This window comes from Bacillus sp. FSL P2-0099 (genome assembly GCF_038007445.1).
In the GTDB taxonomy this organism is placed as follows: Bacteria; Bacillota; Bacilli; order Bacillales; family Bacillaceae_G; genus Bacillus_A; species Bacillus_A mycoides.
Genome location: NZ_JBBOXE010000001.1, coordinates 3,962,174 through 3,981,199, shown reverse-complemented (window position 1 = coordinate 3,981,199; position 19,026 = coordinate 3,962,174). Strand labels below are relative to the sequence as shown.

General features: G+C 34.2%; 18 protein-coding genes and 1 riboswitch. Of the genes, 10 read left to right on the top strand and 8 right to left on the bottom strand.

What is annotated here, in order from left to right; translation table 11 throughout:
- The first annotated feature begins 103 nt into the window (after positions 1-103).
- The 4 genes from MKY90_RS20410 to malR all read left to right on the top strand — a co-directional run bounded on the left by MKY90_RS20410 (position 104) and on the right by malR (position 4,898).
- Positions 104-1,363 carry an extracellular solute-binding protein gene (locus tag MKY90_RS20410; RefSeq protein ID WP_002128900.1) on the top strand — a complete coding sequence of 420 codons (1,260 nt, stop codon included), beginning with the start codon at positions 104-106 and terminating at the stop codon, positions 1,361-1,363.
- Positions 1,364-1,439: 76 nt separating this feature from the next.
- A complete protein-coding gene (gene malC / locus MKY90_RS20405) occupies positions 1,440-2,741 on the top strand; it encodes a maltosaccharide ABC transporter permease MalC (RefSeq protein ID WP_002088367.1) in 1,302 nt (433 codons plus the stop codon).
- Complete coding sequence (malD, locus tag MKY90_RS20400) at positions 2,742-3,584, top strand: maltosaccharide ABC transporter permease MalD (protein ID WP_002088365.1); 843 nt, start codon at positions 2,742-2,744, stop codon at positions 3,582-3,584.
- A 282-nt stretch (positions 3,585-3,866) separates the two neighbouring features.
- The gene (gene malR / locus MKY90_RS20395; protein ID WP_002014809.1) at positions 3,867-4,898 is read left to right on the top strand and encodes a maltose operon transcriptional repressor MalR; all 1,032 of its coding nucleotides are present in this window, start codon (positions 3,867-3,869) and stop codon (positions 4,896-4,898) included.
- 4 nt (positions 4,899-4,902) lie between these two features.
- Here malR and MKY90_RS20390 read toward each other — a convergent pair whose 3' ends face one another.
- Together MKY90_RS20390 and MKY90_RS20385 are read right to left on the bottom strand one after the other, a co-directional pair.
- Positions 4,903-6,066, bottom strand: a complete 1,164-nt coding sequence (locus MKY90_RS20390) for an aminotransferase A (RefSeq protein WP_002128899.1) — start codon at positions 6,064-6,066, stop codon at positions 4,903-4,905.
- Between the two features lie 234 nt (positions 6,067-6,300).
- Positions 6,301-6,501 carry a hypothetical protein gene (locus MKY90_RS20385; RefSeq protein WP_000929276.1) on the bottom strand — a complete coding sequence of 67 codons (201 nt, stop codon included), beginning with the start codon at positions 6,499-6,501 and terminating at the stop codon, positions 6,301-6,303.
- A gap of 309 nt (positions 6,502-6,810) precedes the next feature.
- Between MKY90_RS20385 and MKY90_RS20380 the strand changes: the two genes are divergently transcribed.
- Positions 6,811-8,085, top strand: a complete 1,275-nt coding sequence (locus MKY90_RS20380) for a sensor histidine kinase (RefSeq protein ID WP_002014814.1) — start codon at positions 6,811-6,813, stop codon at positions 8,083-8,085.
- Between the two features lie 59 nt (positions 8,086-8,144).
- Here the strand turns inward: MKY90_RS20380 and MKY90_RS20375 are convergent, their stop codons facing one another.
- A complete protein-coding gene (locus tag MKY90_RS20375; RefSeq protein WP_002014816.1) occupies positions 8,145-8,888 on the bottom strand; it encodes a DUF3967 domain-containing protein in 744 nt (247 codons plus the stop codon).
- Positions 8,889-9,124: 236 nt separating this feature from the next.
- On the opposite strand from MKY90_RS20375, the gene nucA reads away from it, so the two are divergent.
- A complete protein-coding gene (gene nucA / locus MKY90_RS20370) occupies positions 9,125-9,559 on the top strand; it encodes a DNA-entry nuclease (protein WP_002014817.1) in 435 nt (144 codons plus the stop codon).
- Between the two features lie 38 nt (positions 9,560-9,597).
- Positions 9,598-9,987 (top strand): competence protein ComJ, encoded by a 390-nt coding sequence (gene comJ, locus MKY90_RS20365; RefSeq protein WP_002088359.1) that lies wholly within the window; start codon positions 9,598-9,600, stop codon positions 9,985-9,987.
- A 41-nt stretch (positions 9,988-10,028) separates the two neighbouring features.
- On the opposite strand, the gene metE is transcribed toward comJ, so the two are convergent.
- The 3 genes from metE to MKY90_RS20350 all read right to left on the bottom strand — a co-directional run bounded on the left by metE (position 10,029) and on the right by MKY90_RS20350 (position 15,049).
- On the bottom strand, positions 10,029-12,317 hold the full coding sequence (gene metE, locus MKY90_RS20360) for a 5-methyltetrahydropteroyltriglutamate--homocysteine S-methyltransferase (RefSeq protein ID WP_341092421.1): 2,289 nt from the start codon (positions 12,315-12,317) through the stop codon (positions 10,029-10,031).
- 130 nt (positions 12,318-12,447) lie between these two features.
- A riboswitch (cobalamin riboswitch) is annotated at positions 12,448-12,635 on the bottom strand.
- Between the two features lie 223 nt (positions 12,636-12,858).
- Complete coding sequence (locus MKY90_RS20355; RefSeq protein ID WP_002128898.1) at positions 12,859-13,416, bottom strand: PadR family transcriptional regulator; 558 nt, start codon at positions 13,414-13,416, stop codon at positions 12,859-12,861.
- A gap of 91 nt (positions 13,417-13,507) precedes the next feature.
- Positions 13,508-15,049: an MDR family MFS transporter gene (locus MKY90_RS20350; RefSeq protein WP_002014821.1), complete on the bottom strand. Its 1,542-nt coding sequence runs from the start codon at positions 15,047-15,049 to the stop codon at positions 13,508-13,510.
- A 552-nt stretch (positions 15,050-15,601) separates the two neighbouring features.
- Here MKY90_RS20350 and MKY90_RS20345 point away from each other — a divergent pair.
- Positions 15,602-16,102 carry a hypothetical protein gene (locus MKY90_RS20345; protein WP_002033821.1) on the top strand — a complete coding sequence of 167 codons (501 nt, stop codon included), beginning with the start codon at positions 15,602-15,604 and terminating at the stop codon, positions 16,100-16,102.
- 31 nt (positions 16,103-16,133) lie between these two features.
- Here MKY90_RS20345 and MKY90_RS20340 read toward each other — a convergent pair whose 3' ends face one another.
- Positions 16,134-16,367 carry a phage holin gene (locus MKY90_RS20340; protein WP_002014824.1) on the bottom strand — a complete coding sequence of 78 codons (234 nt, stop codon included), beginning with the start codon at positions 16,365-16,367 and terminating at the stop codon, positions 16,134-16,136.
- 162 nt (positions 16,368-16,529) lie between these two features.
- On the opposite strand from MKY90_RS20340, the gene MKY90_RS20335 reads away from it, so the two are divergent.
- Positions 16,530-17,183 carry a diguanylate cyclase domain-containing protein gene (locus MKY90_RS20335; protein ID WP_002033822.1) on the top strand — a complete coding sequence of 218 codons (654 nt, stop codon included), beginning with the start codon at positions 16,530-16,532 and terminating at the stop codon, positions 17,181-17,183.
- A gap of 550 nt (positions 17,184-17,733) precedes the next feature.
- Positions 17,734-18,396 carry a YkyA family protein gene (locus MKY90_RS20330; protein ID WP_002014826.1) on the top strand — a complete coding sequence of 221 codons (663 nt, stop codon included), beginning with the start codon at positions 17,734-17,736 and terminating at the stop codon, positions 18,394-18,396.
- A gap of 32 nt (positions 18,397-18,428) precedes the next feature.
- Here MKY90_RS20330 and MKY90_RS20325 read toward each other — a convergent pair whose 3' ends face one another.
- On the bottom strand, positions 18,429-18,887 hold the full coding sequence (locus MKY90_RS20325; RefSeq protein ID WP_002014827.1) for a YkyB family protein: 459 nt from the start codon (positions 18,885-18,887) through the stop codon (positions 18,429-18,431).
- Positions 18,888-19,026 lie beyond the last annotated feature (139 nt).

The window sequence follows — 19,026 nt, the reverse complement described above, 5'->3', positions numbered from 1 at the left end:
AACGTTTTCATAGATTTAGATATTGTTTGCGCTTCTATTAAACAATCAAATGCAAACGTTTTCAATTAAAGAGGTACATAGACAATTTAGGGAGGTTTTTGGGATGAAGAAAGCATTATCACTATTAACGATTTCAGCATTGTCAATTGGCATGTTATCTGCATGTGGACCGAAAGATTCAGGAAAAAAAGAGGAAAGTAAAGCGAAGAAAGACTATGATCTTCTCGTTTGGGAAGATGATAAAAAAGGTGTTGGTTTAGAACCAGCAGTGAAAAGCTTTGAGGAAAAATATAAAGTAAAAGTAAAAGTTGTTGAAATGCAAATGACAGATCAAGTGAAAAAGTTACGTCTTGATGGACCAGCGGGGACGGGACCAGATGTTGTAACATTGCCACACGATCAAATCGGAAATGCAGTAACAGAAGGCTTAATTTCTGAAGTAAAAGCAGATGATGCTGTGAAGAGTAAATTTACTGACTTATCAATAAAGGCACAAACATACAACGGGAAATTATATGGTTTACCAAAAGCAATTGAAACACCAATTTTTATTTACAATAAAAAATTAATGCAAAAAGCTCCAGAAACGATGGACGAGCTATTTAACTTCTCAAAAGACTTTACGAAGGATGGCAAGTACGGATTTTTAACATTAGGAGATAACTTCTACTTTGCTAACGCGTTTATGGCAGGTATGGGCGGATATGTATTTGGTGAGAAAGACGGAAAGCCAAATGCAAGTGATGTTGGATTAAATAATAGCGGAGCAGTACAAGGTGCTGAATATCTTCAAAAATGGTACAAAGAAAAGTTATTCCCGAAAGGTATTATCGGTGAATCTGGTGGACCTGCTGCTGACGGATTATTCAATGAAGGAAAAGCAGCATCTATTATGAATGGACCGTGGGCGTTCCAAGCGATGGAAAAGAACGGAATTGATTATGGTGTTGCTCCAATGCCGAAATTACCAAATGGTCAACCGATGAAAACATTTGTTGGGGTAAAAGGATGGCATGTAACAAGCTTCTCTAAACAAAATGATTTAGCTACAAAGTTCACTGAGTGGGTAACAAATGAAGAAAATGCAAAAATTCGATTTGAGAAGACAAAAGAGATTCCTCCAGTAAAATCAGTAATGGAAGATCCAATTATTAAAGATAATGAAGCTGCAAAAGCAGTTGCAACTCAATCAGAAAATGGAATTCCAATGCCGAATATTCCAGAAATGCAAGAAGTATGGAAACCAGCTGGAGACGCTCTTCAGTTAGTTGTTACAGAAAAAGAGGCACCAAAATCCGCGCTTGATAGTGCAGTGAAACAAATTAAAGGAAATATTGAGGCAAATCATAGTAAGAAAAAATAAGGTGAAATTCGTGCCTCTAATAGGAGAGGCACGAATTCTCTCCCTTCCAAGTAGGAAGAAAAAAGGGGGAAGGAACATGCAAACATCTATGGAACCAATGAAAGATATGAATGGTTCGAAACATAGGAAAATGGCGACCATGTTATCTATTATTCCAGGCATGGGCCAAATATATAATAAACAATTTGTAAAAGGTCTTATTTTTCTAGTATTAACAGGTTCATTTATTGTAGCATTTGCTGATTTGTTAAATATGGGATTATGGGGAATTGTAACGCTCGGTACAGAAGTTCCACGTGACCATTCTGTCTTTCTATTAGTAGAAGGGATTTTGGCACTTATTGTCATAGTGTTTGGACTCGGAATATATGGATTTAACCTATATGATGCATACCAAAATGGGAAGAAACGTGATATAGGAACACCATTAAACTCAGTAAAAGAGCAATACCGTAACTTATTAGATCAAGGTTTTCCATATTTAATGGTTTCACCAGGATTTCTATTACTAATCTTTGTAGTTGTATTTCCAATCATTTTTGTAATCTTAATTGGATTTACGAACTATGACTTATATCACTCTCCTCCAGCTAAATTAGTAGATTGGGTGGGCTTTAAAAACTTTATTGATATTTTCACATTACCAATGTGGAGAGAGACATTTTTAAGTGTATTTTCTTGGACTGTCATTTGGACATTTGTTGCAACAACATTACAAGTTGCACTTGGTATTTTCTTAGCGATTATCGTAAATCAGCCTGGTATTAAAGGTAAGGCAATTATTCGAACAATCTTCATTTTACCGTGGGCTGTTCCAGCATTCGTATCTATTCTTGTCTTCTCGGGTATGTTTAATGAAACATTTGGAGCAATTAATAATCAAGTATTAGCTTTATTCGGGATTGAAAAGATTGCTTGGATGACAGATCCGTTTTGGGCGAAGATTGCTTTAATTATGATCCAAACGTGGCTCGGTTTCCCATTCGTATTTGCAATGACAACAGGTATATTGCAATCGATTCCAGGAGAATTATATGAAGCGGCTACAGTAGATGGAGCAACTGCTTGGCAACAGTTCCGCAAAATTACATTGCCACTTGTTTTATACGCAACAGCACCAATTTTAATTACACAATATACGTTTAACTTTAATAACTTTAGTATCATTTATCTATTTAACGGCGGAGGTCCTGCTGTAGCGGGGCAAGATGCAGGTGGAACGGATATTTTAATTTCATGGATTTATAAGTTAACGATGACTTCAGCGCAGTACGGAAAAGCAGCAGCTCTTACAATGATTTTATCGTTAATCGTTATTACAGTTGCGTTATGGCAATTTAAGAGAACAAAATCATTCCAAGAAGAGGATATGATGTAAATGAATATTAAACGACAAAAGATGTTACGTCTTTCATTAAGTTATTTGGTTATCTTCATAATGTGTGCGATTATTTTCTATCCATTACTATGGATTATTGGTTCATCGTTTAATCCAGGAGATAGTTTGTCTGGTTCTAGCATTATTCCAAAAAATGCTACGTTAGATCATTATCGTAAGCTACTTGATCTTGATTCAAGTAATTACTTACTTTGGTATAAAAATACGTTAAAAGTTAGTGTTATGACGATGATTTTTTCGGTGTTAGCAATTAGCTTTACTGCTTATGCATTTTCGAGATATCGTTTTGTCGGAAGAAAAAATGGTTTATTAACATTTTTAATTCTACAAATGATTCCGAACTTTGCAGCGTTAATCGCACTATATGTATTAGCGCAGTTAACAGGATTAATTGATACACATCTTGCATTAATTTTAATTTATGTAGGTGGAGCAATTCCAATGAATACTTGGCTTATGAAAGGGTATTTTGATACGATTCCGAAAGAGTTGGATGAGTCAGCCCGCATGGATGGAGCAGGACACTTCCGTATTTTTTGGCAAATCATTATGCCGCTTGCAAAGCCAATCGTAGCGGTTGTAGCATTATTCACTTTCATCGGTCCATTTACAGATTTCATTTTAGCAAGTATTATTTTACGCACGCCGGAAAATTACACTTTAGCAGTTGGACTCTATGAAATGGTAGCGAAGAAATTTGGTAATGAATTTACGACGTTTGCGGCTGGTTCCGTATTAATTGCAATCCCGATTTCGATTTTATTCTTATCATTACAAAAATACTTTATTTCTGGTTTAACAGCTGGAGGTACGAAAGGATGAGAAATGGGACATTATGTCCCATTTTTCTTTTCATCTCTCTATAAAAAAATTATAGAGAGATGAAAAGAGATTTGACATCGCATATGAAAAGAAGTGAAATAAATAGTATATTATAGTATAGGAAAAAAGAGCTATATCCCTTACAATACATGGAGAGGGAGAATATGATAAGTTTTGCAAGATAGAATAAATAAATGACAGTTTATGACTTCTCCTATGACTTGCAACGGGTGCAAGATAAAATATATGAAAATGGCAGAGAAGTGAAAGGAGGGGATTTTTATGACAGTTACAATTAAAGATGTGGCGAAGAAGGCGAACGTAGCACCATCAACTGTTTCTCGTGTAATTGCTGATAATCCAAGTATAAGTGAAAAGACAAAGCGCCGTGTTCGAAAAGTAATGAGTGAATTAGGGTATCATCCAAATTTAAATGCAAGAAACCTTGCGAACCAAACGACGAAGACACTTGGTCTTGTTATGCCGAGTTCTGCAAGTAAAGCTTTTCAAAATCCATTTTTCCCAGAAGTTATAAGAGGAATTAGTTCATTTGCACATGTGGAAGGGTATGCGCTTTATATGTCGACTGGTGAAACGGAAGATGAAATTTTTAATGGTGTTGTAAAAATGGTACAAGGGCGTCAAATCGGTGGTATTATTCTTTTATATTCAAGAGAGAACGATCGGATTATTCAATACTTGCATGACCAAAACTTCCCGTTTGTTTTAATTGGAAAACCATATGATCGAAAAGATGAAATTACATATGTAGATAATGACAATTATACAGCTGCAAGAGAAGTAGCGGAATATTTGATTTCATTAGGCCATAAACAAATCGCATTCATCGGCGGTGGATCAGATTTACTTGTAACGAGAGATCGTTTGGCGGGGATGAGTGATGCTTTGAAACTAGCAGATATTCTATTGCCGAAAGAGTATATTTTACACTTTGATTTTTCAAGAGAGAGTGGTCAACAGGCTGTTGAGGAATTAATGGGACTAAAGCAACCACCGACGGCAATTATGGCAACGGATGATTTAATTGGACTTGGCGTGTTAAGTGCGCTTTCTAAAAAAGGATTTGTTGTACCGAAAGATGTTTCGATTGTAAGCTTTAACAATGCTTTATTATCAGAAATTGCTAGTCCACCACTTTCGACAGTTGATGTGAATATTTATCAATTAGGGTATGAAGCGGCAAAAGCTTTAGTTGATAAGGTGGAGCATTCTGAATCTACTTCAAAATGCATTATTATTCCGCATAAATTATTGAAGCGTCAAACTTGTGATCATTATGCAACAAAAAGCTAAGAGTTTAACTCTTAGCTTTTTTCTTTAGAAAGGCTTCTAAACGGTCACAGCCTTCTTTTAAAGTTTCAATACTGTAAGCATAGGAAAGGCGAAGGTAGCCTTCACCGTATTCGGAAAATGCGGTTCCAGGAACAACGGCTAGCCCAGCCTCTTTTACAAGATCAAGTGCAAAATCAAATGATGAAGATGTTAAATGTCCAACATATGGGAATAAATAAAATGCACCTGTTGGCTTCTCAACCGTTAAACCCATTTGAATGAGTCTATTATATACGTAATCACAGCGTTTTTTGTATTGATAGCGCATCATCTTCGGGGCATCTTTAGCAGCTGTTAAAGCTTCGATTGCAGCATACTGAGCGATTGAAGTAGCGCATGTAACATTGTATTGATGAACTTTTAATATGTGTTTTGCTAAATATTCTGGAGCAAATAAAAGTCCGATACGCCAGCCGGTCATAGAATGTGATTTTGATAAGCCGTTAATGACAATCGTCTTATCACGCATTTCTGGGAAATGAGCGATAGATGTGTGTTTTTCTTCATATACAAGTTCACTATAAATTTCATCAGAAAGAACGAAAATATTTTTATCTTTTAAGACAGATACAATATCTTCTAATTCTTCTTTTGATAAGGTAACACCAGTTGGATTAGAAGGATACGGTAAAACGACGCATCTTGTTCGTTCTGTAATTGCATGTTGCAATGCTTCAGCTGTTAAACGAAATCCAGTTTCGCGAACATCTATAAAAATAGGAGTTGCACCACATAGTCGAATAATCGGCTCGTAACCAGGGTAAATAGGAGCAGGTAAAATTACTTCCGTTCCTGGTTCTAAAATAGTTCGGAATGCAACATCGATCGCTTCACTAGCACCGATTGTAACAATGGTTTCGTTTTCAGGTGAATAATGTAAATTGTAGTTGTCCTTTACAAAGTTACAAGCTGCCTTGCGTAATTCTAGTAAACCAGCGTTATGTGTATAGCTTGTATAATTTTCTGTAATGGCCCGTTTAGCTGCTTCTTTTACTAGAGAAGGTGTAGGGAAATCGGGTTGCCCAATTGTTAAAGAGATAAGATTATCATAGTTTTGAATCATATTAGAGAACTGACGGATTCCAGAAATTTGGATGTCCTTCACTCTAGGATTAATGAATTGTTCCATTGTATCTCCCTTTCTTCCGTTTGAAAATTAAGTTCATTTTATCATATTTTCAACTATTACGCTTTGTTTATAAAATTTCCCCCGCTATTTGTGAAAGATAAGAATCGTATCTTAAAATTCAGTGGAAGTAAGAAATTATGTGAGGGTTCAAATGTCTATAAGAGTATAAGCTGTGTGAGTTAATTAAAGTTTCACTTAAGCATAAACACAAAAAAAGCCGCTGCAAGCGACTTTTTAATAACCGTATTCCCAATCTATTTCATCTTCGTTCCAAAGTACGGAAGATACTTTGCCAAGATGGACAACGGATTCATTTACAGCACATGTACAGTCTTCGTCCCCTGCTTTATGTTGCAATTCTTCGTATACTGATTTTTCAACGTTTTCTAGCACAACCAAATTTTCTTCTTTTAAAACAAGCGTAGTACCCGCCATATTTATCTTCCTCCTACTAAAGTAATGATCACTTATTTGTAAACATAGATAGTATGGATTATATGCTGTATTTTGCGATAGTTGTCCGTCTAGTGAAGTGTTTTTTATTTTCTTTGTAATCCGTATTCATTGTATACTGCACGAAGGAAATTTGGTACAGGGTTTACAATCATTTCGGAAATTTGTAACATTTATTATTAGTTGTTAACAAATAATTAACAAAGATGTTAAGAAAAATCAAAATTTTGAAACAAATAGACTTATAAAATGATATAATCATATCAAAATACATATAGGGGATGAGAGGCTATGGAGCTGATTCGTGATTTAATGATCCAAATTGCCATCATTATTTTACCACTATTTTTATATGAAGCGATTCGTTTAAATCGTTATCAAGGAATGCTTCCGAAGCCTAATCGCTACTTTATTATGTTTTTATCTAGCGTTACACTCGTTCTCTCCATGACATACTCTATTTGTTTTGGTACCGTTTGCGGATACAATTTTCATCCAGTCCCAATTGTTAGTGGTTTTTTATATGGTGGGATTGTTGGGCTCATCCCTGCCATTATTTATGTTGCATATGAATGGATTTTTAAGGGGCTTAGTTGGTTGCCTATGGTAGAAGTTATATTTCTTTCGATAATTCCATTATTTTTGTCAAAGAAATGGTCTCTTTTTTCAAGAGATAAGAAGCTAATATTAGCTTTTATGATTGCATCATTTTATGTTCTTGTTTCATTAGTAGTCGGGATGTTGAATGTCCTTTTAGAAACAGGTTTTACACCGTACATATCTAATCTATATAGTGGGTATATATTTGCATCACTTATTATGGTTATGACAATGGTATTTCAAGTGTATTTGACTGAGTATTTAAACGAAAATGCATTATTGCGTACAGAAATGCAAAAATCAGAAAAACTTAATATTGTAAGTGAGTTAGCTGCAAGTGTTGCACATGAAGTTCGAAACCCTCTCACTGTTGTACGAGGGTTTATTCAATTGCTAGAGAGTACGGAAGACGTAAAAAACAAAGATTATATGCGTCTCGTATTAGCTGAACTGGATCGTGCTGAACAGATTATTTCAGATTATTTAAATTTAGCAAGGCCTCAAATTGAAAAAAAAGAACATATTTGTTTATCAGCACAATTAATTGAAATGACAACTCTTATGTCATCATTTGCAGCGATGCAGGGCGTTTATTTGCAAGTTGAGATTTCTGAGAGCCTTTATACTATCGGCGATAAGACGAAATTGAAGCAAGCTATTATGAATGTTGTTAAAAACGGTATTGAAGCAATTCAAGGAAACAAAGGGTATTTAAAAGTAACAGCTATTCAAAAAGATGAATTGATAATAATAAGAGTTAAAGATAGTGGTGTTGGAATGACAAAAGAACAGTTAGTAAGGCTTGGACAACCGTATTATTCTTTAAAAGAAAAAGGAACAGGATTAGGCCTTATGGTAACATTTAGTATTTTACAAGCGCATAATGGCACATTGGAATATAAAAGTGAAAGCGGAAAAGGAACTGAAGCTATTATTATATTGCCAGCTGTACGATATAAGGAATAAAAGTTACCGATAGAAGGTAACTTTTTATTTTATCGTGCATTAGAAAAAGATACAAAATTTCATTCATTTATTTTTTCTTGTTTTGTTCGAACGAATAAACTTTTAAATGATTGAAAGAAGCTTTGCTCTTTTGAGGCGGCGACTAATCTTTTTGTTTCTTGAATTTCGCGAATAACTTGCATAAGTTGTGTATCACGGTTGCTATCTTTATTGTAAATTTGATTGACAAGTTTATTCATTTTTTCTTCTTGTTTGGATTCTCGCTTATACATATGATTCATTAATAAGTCCATCTTTTCTTTTTGGAGTGCATCTGTTTGAGCGGCGTGAACAACTAGATCTTGTAACATTTTTTCTTGTGAGCCTTCTTTTACATAAACTTGTTGCATTAGTTCATCTAATTTCTCGTCTTTTAAACGATTTTGTGTAATGAGAGTAGAGTTTTGATGAATAATTGCTTCATTTAATTGAGCAAGCATTTCAAGTTTTAGCATGAACTCCTCAAAGTTACGCCCATCTTCTTTTGGTTGCACTTCTTGCTTATCTTGAATAACAGGTACAGGTGGGGCCTCTTTTTCTTTTAAAATAATAGGTATTGTTTCTGAAATGTCCTCTTGTAATGTAGCAGCTCTTTCATGTATAGATTTCAATAGTTTTAAATCATCCAATTTATAAATACGAGCATCAGCTGTTTTTGAAATGATATAACCGTGTTCCTCTAAGAGTTGGCTATATTTTCGGACTATATGTTTTGGGATACCTGTTTTATTTGTAACATCTTTCGTTTTATAAATAGCTTCCATGATAGTTCCTCCCCAAAAAGTATCGTATATATCATTTCAACCTTTTATGTGGACTTCCTTTGAAAAAGAATGTCGGAAGGTTATTAGTTTTCTACAGCATTAGTGAAAAGATGAAGAAAAATGAATGTTTTTGGCGGAATGGAGAGGAAGAGCTAAAATAATGTCTGAAAACATACATAGAAGAAGTTTGTTATAATAACTGAGGAAAAGAAATTGGTAGGAACACGGAGGTACACATGAAGCAATTTAAAGGTATTATCATTTCAATTATTGCAATTCTTTCTCTTTTGGTAGCGGTATATGAAGTACTTGTGCCAGAGGAGACAAGTACTAAAAAAACAACTACGTATGATCAAATTCTAGAGTTCCCGAAAGAACGATATCCAGAGACCGGGAAACATATAACGGATGCTATAAAAGAAGGACATTCGGAAATGTGTACAATTGATCGTAATGGTGCAGCGGATAGAAGGAAATTATCGTTAGCGCCATATCCGACGAAGAAAGGTTATGATCGTGATGAATGGCCGATGGCGATGTGTAAGGAAGGCGGAAAAGGAGCTCATATTGAATATATAAGTCCAGCAGATAACCGCGGTGCAGGTTCTTGGGTAGGGAATAAGCTAGACAAATATCCAGATGGTACGCGTGTGAAATTTGAAGTGAAATAGTAATTGGCATACATTTCATAGTGGAGAGAGGGATAGTTATGGAATTAACAATTTCATATTCGCAATTAATGATAATGAACTATGATGGTCAGCAGCCTTATGTAGATTGGACTCCTGAAGATTTTGAAAGAGGCTATGCTGAGGTGGATGGAGCTATTATTTTTGAAGCAATCTCTGACTATACTTGTGAAGTGGAAGTTACTTGTGGAAATCATATTGAGAAAGAAGAAGTGGTTAGAACGATATCAGTTCCTTTCACAGTGAAGAATGAAGAAGTATATATAACAAGTATTCTTTCTAATAAATATCATATTCCTATTCCGAACGGGGAATATATGATAGTCTTGCAGGCAACTCCTCTTGAAGAGCCATCAGACGATGAATTGTATAAAGTACAATACGACTTCTATTTTGAGAGTGTAGAATAAAAAAACGTGTTATCCTTTTTGAAGGATAACACGTTTTTTTATTATGCGTTTGTTTTTAGGAGAGAACGAGCGTCTTTTGCTGCCTGAACCATGTGCTCTAAAGCAGGTATAACTTCCTCAGTTCTTCGTGTTTTTAAACCACAGTCTGGATTAATCCAGAAATATTTAGGGTCACATACTTGTAAAGATTGTTCTACGATTGTGAACATTTCATCTTTACTTGGGACACGTGGGCTATGAATATCATATACCCCTAGACCAATTCCTTTTTCATATGTTGTATGCTTTAATGTATTAATAAATTCTCCATGACTTCTTGATGTTTCGATAGAAATAACATCTGCGTCTAACGCTCGAATTGCATCTACAATATCTTCGAAGTTACTATAACACATATGAGTATGAATTTGTGTTTCATTTTCTACAGAAGATGTTGCTAAAAGGAATGATTGAACTGCCCATGTAATGTATGCATCCCAATCTTTTTCTTTTAACGGCATACCTTCACGAAGTGCAGGTTCATCGACTTGGATTACTCTAATTCCGGAAGATTCAAGTAACTCAATTTCATGACGAAGTGCTAATGCAATTTGATATGAAACTTCTTTTCTTGAAATATCATTTCGAACGAATGACCAATTTAAAATAGTGACAGGTCCAGTTAGCATACCTTTTACTACTTTCTCTGTTAAGCTTTGTGCATATACAGTTTCTTTAATAGTCATTCCACTTATAAAGGCAACATCACCATAAATAACAGGTGGTTTTACGCAACGAGAACCGTATGATTGTACCCATCCGTTTTTAGTAAAGGAGAAACCAGCAAGTCTTTCTCCAAAATATTCCACCATGTCAGTTCTTTCGAATTCACCATGTACTAGTACATCAAGACCAATATCTTCTTGGTAACGAATCCACTTTGCAGTTTCTTTTTCAATGAATTGATTATATTGTTCATTTGTAATATCGCCGTTACGCCACTGTTTACGTGTTTGACGAACTTCAGATGTTTGCGGGAAGCTACCAATAGTTGTTGTTGGTAACAACGGTAATTGTAAAGCTACTTGCTGTAGTTCATATCGTTTTTCAAATGGAAGAGGACGTGAGAAATCATCTTCTTTAAGTGATGTACGTGCCACTTTTACATCTTCACGATTACGTGCAGCTGATGAGCGGATTGCATGATGTGCATTACGATATGTTGTTAAATCGCTACTGATGCTTTCTACACCTTTAGTAAGAGCAGAATGGATAAGGACTAGTTCTTCTAATTTTTGATTAGCAAATGCAAGTGCATCAAATAATTCACTTGTTAAGTGCGTTTCTTCCGTTTTATCAATTGGAGTATGCAATAAGCTACAAGAAGGTTGAACAATTAAACCTTTTGCTGTGATTTGATTTTGTAATGTTGTAAATAAAGAAAGTACATCATCAAGATCAGCTCTCCAAATGTTACGGCCATCTATACAACCGATAACTAAAATTTTATCAGCTGGGAATCCGTATTTTGAAATAGCATTTACATTACCTTCTTTGCCATGAACAAAGTCTAATCCAATACCAGAAACAGGGAATGCAATAATTTCTTCATAGTTCTCTTCTACACTGTCAAAATATGTTTGTAGAAGAAGATTAGCATTTGGAACCTGTTTATGAATAGCTTCGTAAAGTTCTTTCGCTTGATTAATTTCATCTTTTGTTAAAGAGGCGAAGATTGGTTCGTCAACTTGAATAATTTGTGCTCCAGCTGCGTGTAATTCAGAGAATAATTGTACATAAGGTGCAACTAGCTCTTTTAAAATAGTGGCAAATTGCTCTTCGTTATAACCTTTTGCTAGTTTTAGGAATGTATAAGGGCCTAAAATAACTGGTTTTCCATCAACGCCTAACTCTTTTTTCGCTTCTTCATATAAACGAAGAGGACGATTGTCTTTTAAAGAGATTTGTAATCCTTCTTCATATTCAGGAACAATGTAATGATAGTTTGTGTTAAACCATTTTGTCATTTCAGAAGCAACGTGATCTTTAGAGCCGCGTGCCATTGCAAAATATACATCAAGGTAAGAGGTAAACTCTGAAAAACGTGACGGGATGAATCCTAACATGTAGGCCGTATCCAGAACGTGGTCATAATATGTAAAATCGCCAACTGGAATTAATTCAATTCCCTTTTCTTGCTGTACTTTGACGTGTTGAAGGCGAATTTCTTTCATTGTCGTTAAAAATTGTTCTTCATCAATTTTATTGGACCAAAAAGCTTCCAATGTTTTTTTCCACTCTCGTTGTAGTCCGATACGTGGATAACCTAAGTTACTTGTTTGAATTGCCATTTTAAATTCCTCCCTAATTGAAAGTAAGCATTTCCGTTTACTCGGAAATACCTATAACAAAAAGCATAAAGGCATAGAAAAATAAGCCTTCCTTTTTGTTCTTAACACCTTATCATCATCCGTGAGTCTATCAGTGTTGTTAAAATAGGCAGGTATCCTGACTTATGCTTCATATAATTTCTTTCACCTTCCCGTTTTCACAGTGGCACAAAAAAGAAATCTCAGCATTTACAGTGGCGGGACCGTGTTGGAGTTTCACCAAACTTCCCTTTTAAACACGAAGTGAAATATTCGTGTACCTATTTTCCTTTTGAAAGGAATTTAACAAGCGATATGATATTGAAACAAATTCTAACACAATTTTCGGAATTTTGTCCACTGTTTTAAAATAAGAAAATTCTAAAGTTTTTCATTTCTTTTTATTCGGAAAATTAAGTTTTTTTAATGTTTATTTATTATTAAAATGAGGGTGTTTTGAGTTGCGAGGAATAATTATAGTGTTAAGTTTTTCTAGAAGAGGAGGCACCTCTTTTAGAAAAACTTAATCATTATCTACACCTATTTCTGAAAGACGACCTGCAGTTGCATCTTGTAAGAGCGTGTTTAGCCAACGTAATTCAACATTAATATGCTCAATGACGCTTTGTAGAATATATAGTTGAGCACGAGGAACTAGTTGTTTATTATGATCGTATATCGTTTGCATTGTATGTAAATAGAGCATTGTATCATCTCTCTTTTTTTTCAAAATAGGAACTAGAGCTTGTTCGTCGCTAAAGTGAGCGAAAGAGAGCGCTGAATAAATAGGTTTATATATTTGGTTTTTCGCTTCAAATTGTTTTAATAATAAGGTGTGGAAAAGGGCTTTTCCTTCCTCTGTTATATGGAAGATTGTTTTATCTGGTCTATTCGTATCTCTAACAATATTGGTAATGCTAATCGCACCTTGTTTTTCTAATTGCTCGAAGGCGTAGTATAGCGATCCCTTGGCATATTTAATATAACAATCCATTTGTCTTTCTTTCATTATGTGCTGCACTTCATAGGGATGTTTATCTCCTTCGAGTAACAAGCCGAGAATGACTAACTTCATGCTCATGCTGTCTCAACTCCTGTATATAGAAACTTTATATATATTATAAACGGTATATCCTCTTTCATAAAGGGATATACCGTTTCGTTTTTCTATATTAGCTTACTTGTTTTTGTTTTTGCTTTGTTTTTGGTCCTGTTAAAAGACGTTCATTTCCCATAAGTAAAATACAAATTATACTTAGCGTAGCTGGGATAAGTGCCCAGAAAAATGTATTAGCAATAGATGTTGCAAGAGCCTCTTTAATTCCGCTCAGTACTTCAGGAGGTAGCTTTTCAGTAGCATTTGGTGATAATAAAAAGCTTGTGTCTCCACCTTTAGGAGCCATTTTTTCTAGTTCAGGAGGGAAGACTGCTTTTAATTTATCAGTGAAAACATGATTTTGAATCGTACCGAAAATCGTGACGCCAAGGGTCATTCCAAGTGAACGGAAGAATGAGTTCGTGGATGTAGCAGAACCGCGATCTCTCATTTCTAATTTGTGGATAGATGCCATACTTAAAACTGAGAAGGAGAATCCAACTCCAAGTCCAGCAAGCACCATAAACATTGTTACGAGTGTACGAGGTGTTTCCATAGTTAAAGTACTTAGTAAATAAATACCAAGAACGAAGAAAACTCCAGATACTGTCATGATGTTACGATAACTTGTTCGTGAAGCTAATTGTCCACCAGTTTGACTTCCGATTACAGATCCTACCATCATAGGTGTCAAAATTAACCCAGCATTTGAGGCTGAACCACCGAGAACACCTTGAACGAAGATTGGAATATAAACTGTACAGATGATAAAAGCTGCGCCATAGAAAAAGGCAACACCTTGGCTAGCTGCAAATAAAGGTTTTTTAAATAAATGGAAAGAAATAATAGGCTCGGTTGCGTTTCTTTCTACGAAGAAGAAAATAATAAGCAGAATAACAACAGTTGAAAATAAACCAATAATCACATTAGAGTCCCATGCATATTCTTTACCACCAAGTTCTAAAGCAAACATTAAGCAAACGATACTAATGACAAGCGTAATAGCACCAGCCCAGTCAATTTTTTGTTTTCGATATTCTAGAGACTCGCTATAGTATTTAGTAATGAAGAAGAAGGAAATAAGTCCTAACGGAATATTAATATAGAAGACCCAGTGCCAACTTATATAATCTGTAATGTAAGCACCTAATAAAGGTCCGAAAACACTAGATGTTCCGAAAACAGCACCAAATAGTCCGGTCATTTTTCCTCGTTTTTCAGGCGGGAATATATCATACATAATTGTAAATGCGATAGGCATAAGAGCGCCGCCACCAATTCCTTGAATGGCTCTATAAATACTTAGTTGTTCAATACTTGATGCTGTCCCGCAAAGTGCAGAACCAAATAAGAAGAGAATTAATCCGCCAATAAAAAAGCGTTTCCGTCCGTACATATCAGACAGCTTACCGAAAATAGGCATTCCGGCCATTGTTGCTACCATGTAGGCGGATGTGACCCAAACGAATTTGTCGAACCCTCCTAAGTCTCCGACAATCGTTGCCATCGCAGTTGCGACGATTGTGTTATCCATTGCTGCCATTAGAATACCAAGTAGTAAACCAGCAACAACAAATTTTGTTTTACTTGAATCGTTTTTTGATAGTTGTGCTTCCAAAAGTAGCCCTCCTTTAATAAAAATTAAACTAACTTAAGTTTTTTAGTGCAATGCATAAAAAAACTTTATGTACAGTTTGTATAGTTCCTCTTCATTTTATAAAAAATTGCACTGACATGATATAAAGGATGGAAATCATAAATTATATTATAGTCAAATTTGACTAAAAGGCAAATGTTTTCTACCGCCAAATTATTTTATCCCGCTTTAACTGCCCGTTAAAGCCTGATTGGTAAAAGCTAATAATCAGTGGGGGATGGACAAAACCCCCACTGATTAAAGTTTCACTTTATTATATTGACCAAAAGAGAGTAAGAATTTATTTTGTTATGTAGTCAAGGAAGGAAATTGTAAAAAAATATTTAATAAAGTATAACCTGTGTCAACCTATTAAAAATGGTTTTTTCTTTATATTGTCGAATAGGATAAAAGGAAAAGAAAAATTTAATATGATTTGTAACAAGCTAAATATTTTTTCTAAGTGTAGTTCATTGCATCGAGAGGCAGAATACAGTTGTATAGATGATATATCTGGAATGAGGTGAATATATTATGAAAATATGGAAACGAATTTCGGATCAAGGAAGGTATTCTATACCGTTACAGCCGGTTTTGTGGATTGATGGTTCTAAAAAGGACACGGAAGCATCCGATGTAGCAGTCACATTGCAAATCCGTAGTATGTATAAAGAAAAATTTTCGTATGAGATGATCTATGATGTTAATGACATACTAATTATTCGACTTGAAGTTGAAAATAAAGGCGTTGAAATGATTTCGCGAGTAGTTGTAAGTCATATGATTCGTGATTATTTCGCGTATATCCCAAACTCTTTAAAAGCAGATAAGGGAATAAGTGAGTTTTTATTTCAGCTTGTAAGGTGGCGAATCGATAATTTATCACCGAATGAAAAGGTAGAATTAATTTGTCAAATAAAAGCAAATAAAGATAAAGCTCCTCCCAATTCATTATTTCAGGCTACATATACATTTCAATATAAAGGTGTATCATATGGACCGCTACAAACAAATGAAGTGGTTGTCAGAAAATGATAAGAAGGAACCTGTGCGAAAGGTTCCTTCTTTAATGAAGATTGTGCTTCTTGAGTAATTTCTTTTGTTCCACTCCCTTTTTTCCAATATAGTTATTTTTGTATCCAAAATATAGAATGAATAGAAATGAAATAACATTTACTATAGCGTCAATTTGATCGTTTGTAATGAAGTTTATTCCGAAAGAGTTAAATAGTAATTTTAATGATAACAAAAAGCCAGCTAGTAAGCGCATAATATCTAATAGATTTTCTTTTTGAGGCATATAGGTCACTCCTTCCTAAAAACGATATATAGTATATATATGAAATAAAATAGAAAAGGTATACAAGCTTAAGTAGAAATGTACATTAAATATGTACATTTTTTATTTTATAGAAAAACATTATTGTTATAGAAACATATATTGGTATAAAAGGGGGAGAGTATGAAACATAAAGGGAAAATTAGTGGGTTATTACTTGGGAACACAGTTGCGGTTACAGAATGGATTGCACTTCAGGATGTAATTGCTAAGCTAGATTCGAGATCATTTTTAACCGTCTTTATTATTTATATATTGCAAATGATACTAAGCTATTATTTTGGACATTGGTACGATAAAAGAACGAATACGCGTGTAAATATTGAAGTAGGAGGAATGACGAATAACGATTTTGTCGTTGATTTTTTTGGAAAAGTAGCTGCTTTATCAGAAAGAGATTCTCGTAATATTACAGTGTATATTCTTTCCGTAAAAGAATGGGATGTATTAAAAGACACAGTGCAAGAAAAAAAGTTAGATGAGCTAGTCCAAAGAGTAGAACGTACAATTGTAAAGACAGTTCGAAAAGGCGATGTAGTTACGAGGTGGGATGAAAATAAATATGTTATCGTAGCTGTTGATAATGGCTATGAAAAGTCAACAATAACAAGTAGATTAATCAAAAATATTCAAAATGAAATAGCGAATGATTTATTAAGTGTCACACTATTATTTGGGGCTGCAAGTTATCCTATAGAAGGGAAAACTTTTGAAGATTTGTTTAGAAAGGCACAAAATCAATTGTATAATTATAGAAACTTGCAAAGTCATGAATGAAACTTTGATTTAAAGAAGTATGATATAAAGATTTTTTGTAACATTTTTTTGTCTTTTGTTACAAGAAAACTTTTTTTTGTAACAAAAGTCTTTAAAAATATATGAAATCAGCATATAATTGTGTGTGGATGTGTCAATGCATTTTGCACAATGTTTTCAGTTTAAAAGTGTAGAGGAAAACATGCTCTACACTTTTCCTTTTTAAGAAATTAAAAGAATCTTTGTAAGAGTTGCGAGGTCCCCTTTGCACTATGTAAAATGGACAAAGAGATTATTTGATAGAAAGTGAGAAAGGGAATGATAGACGTGAGAGGTCAACGATCATCTTTTATCAGGTGAAACATTATAGTGTTTCTTGCAGTAGGTAAGATTAAGGAAAATACCTTTATGTTTTAAGACATTACATAATTTTAAGTACGAAAATTGTACAAGCAGTATAAATAATTATTGATGATCTTCGTAAAAAGATGCGAGCGTGAAATAGCTAACGAAGTTACATGTTTTTCATGGGATTTTTGGCACGATGGTCGTTTATTAATAGGGGGAAAAGATGTTGAAATATAATAAATTAGCAATTGTAACTGCATTATCAATGACTTTACTAGCTGGTTGTTTTGGCCCAAAACCAGAAGAGGAGCTATATGTTGCATTTGAAAATGCTGCCAAGCAAGAAAAAACAATGTTTGAAGATGCGAAAAAATTAGAGTCATTAGAGAAAGAGGGTCAAGTATTATATAATCAAATTGTCCAAGAAGGAAAAGATAATAATCAGGCTGTTAAGGATAAGCTTGATCAAGCGGTGAAAAATACAGCTGAACGAGAAAAAGTTCTTATTAAAGAAAAAGAGGCGTTAAATAAAGCGCAAGAAGAAGTGAAGTCAGCTGATAAGCATGTGAAGAAAATTGAAGATAATAAATTAAAAGAACAGGCTGATAAAGTAAAGAGTACTTATGAGAAACGACATGATTCATTCCAAAAGATGTACGATAGCTATAATAAATCTTTAAAGCAAGAAAAAGAATTATATACAATGCTACAAGATAAAGGTACAAAATTAAAAGATATTAGCGAGAAAGTAAAGGTAGTAAACCAAGCATATAAAGATATTGAGACAGAAAAAGATAAGTTTAATGAATATACGAAATCATATAATACAGAAAAAGTTGCATTCTATAAACAAGCTAATATTAAAATTAAGGAAGATAAAAAATAAAACAGTTTGGCCTAATATTAGGCCAAACTGTTTTATTTTTTTGTATAGGTACGGCTATACCATGGAACTGGTTCGCTTAATTTTTTTTCCTGTTTTAATGCTTCAGGACCAATATAATCTTGAAGTGTTTTTTTTGCTATTGTTAAAGATAAGGTTGTTTTCGGATTTCGATAGGAGGATTCAAGGTGACCAAGATGCGGTAGGGTGCGAAAATCATCTTTCGTAGGAGGGATATGGAAAAAATAATCACCTAAACGTATAAGAACATCGGATTGTTGTTGACTAAAACGTGGATTTCTAGAAAAATGTAATCCTTCTTTGATAGCCTTTTTTTCAGTAATTAAGCGTTCTAAAGCAGTCTTTTTTAACCAATATAAGTACTTAGGGTTAGTTGCAGCTTTAGCATGACGATTCACAACGAAAATAGATTGAGCTAGTCTATTAATAGAATGTTGATTATGCAATGGAGATTGTGGTTGTGAAGGTTTCATATTGACTCTCCTTTCAATTTTTCCTTATTATAGCATAAATAAAATGGGTTTTTATTATATGCAAAAAGTAATTGTATATATTTTCAATATTAAAGCAATATTGTTACAAAAAACAACTATTTTGTATAATAGTGATAGA

Excerpts from the sequence above, each read along its gene's own strand:
- MKY90_RS20410 (WP_002128900.1), top strand. The coding sequence starts at position 104 with ATGAAGAAAGCATTATCACTATTAACGATTTCAGCATTGTCAATTGGC.
- malC (WP_002088367.1), top strand. The coding sequence starts at position 1,440 with ATGCAAACATCTATGGAACCAATGAAAGATATGAATGGTTCGAAACAT.
- malD (WP_002088365.1), top strand. The coding sequence starts at position 2,742 with ATGAATATTAAACGACAAAAGATGTTACGTCTTTCATTAAGTTATTTG.
- malR (WP_002014809.1), top strand. The coding sequence starts at position 3,867 with ATGACAGTTACAATTAAAGATGTGGCGAAGAAGGCGAACGTAGCACCA.
- MKY90_RS20390 (WP_002128899.1), bottom strand. The coding sequence starts at position 6,066 with ATGGAACAATTCATTAATCCTAGAGTGAAGGACATCCAAATTTCTGGA.
- MKY90_RS20385 (WP_000929276.1), bottom strand. The coding sequence starts at position 6,501 with ATGGCGGGTACTACGCTTGTTTTAAAAGAAGAAAATTTGGTTGTGCTA.
- MKY90_RS20380 (WP_002014814.1), top strand. The coding sequence starts at position 6,811 with ATGGAGCTGATTCGTGATTTAATGATCCAAATTGCCATCATTATTTTA.
- MKY90_RS20375 (WP_002014816.1), bottom strand. The coding sequence starts at position 8,888 with ATGGAAGCTATTTATAAAACGAAAGATGTTACAAATAAAACAGGTATC.
- nucA (WP_002014817.1), top strand. The coding sequence starts at position 9,125 with ATGAAGCAATTTAAAGGTATTATCATTTCAATTATTGCAATTCTTTCT.
- comJ (WP_002088359.1), top strand. The coding sequence starts at position 9,598 with ATGGAATTAACAATTTCATATTCGCAATTAATGATAATGAACTATGAT.
- metE (WP_341092421.1), bottom strand. The coding sequence starts at position 12,317 with ATGGCAATTCAAACAAGTAACTTAGGTTATCCACGTATCGGACTACAA.
- MKY90_RS20355 (WP_002128898.1), bottom strand. The coding sequence starts at position 13,416 with ATGAGCATGAAGTTAGTCATTCTCGGCTTGTTACTCGAAGGAGATAAA.
- MKY90_RS20345 (WP_002033821.1), top strand. The coding sequence starts at position 15,602 with ATGAAAATATGGAAACGAATTTCGGATCAAGGAAGGTATTCTATACCG.
- MKY90_RS20340 (WP_002014824.1), bottom strand. The coding sequence starts at position 16,367 with ATGCCTCAAAAAGAAAATCTATTAGATATTATGCGCTTACTAGCTGGC.
- MKY90_RS20335 (WP_002033822.1), top strand. The coding sequence starts at position 16,530 with ATGAAACATAAAGGGAAAATTAGTGGGTTATTACTTGGGAACACAGTT.
- MKY90_RS20330 (WP_002014826.1), top strand. The coding sequence starts at position 17,734 with ATGTTGAAATATAATAAATTAGCAATTGTAACTGCATTATCAATGACT.
- MKY90_RS20325 (WP_002014827.1), bottom strand. The coding sequence starts at position 18,887 with ATGAAACCTTCACAACCACAATCTCCATTGCATAATCAACATTCTATT.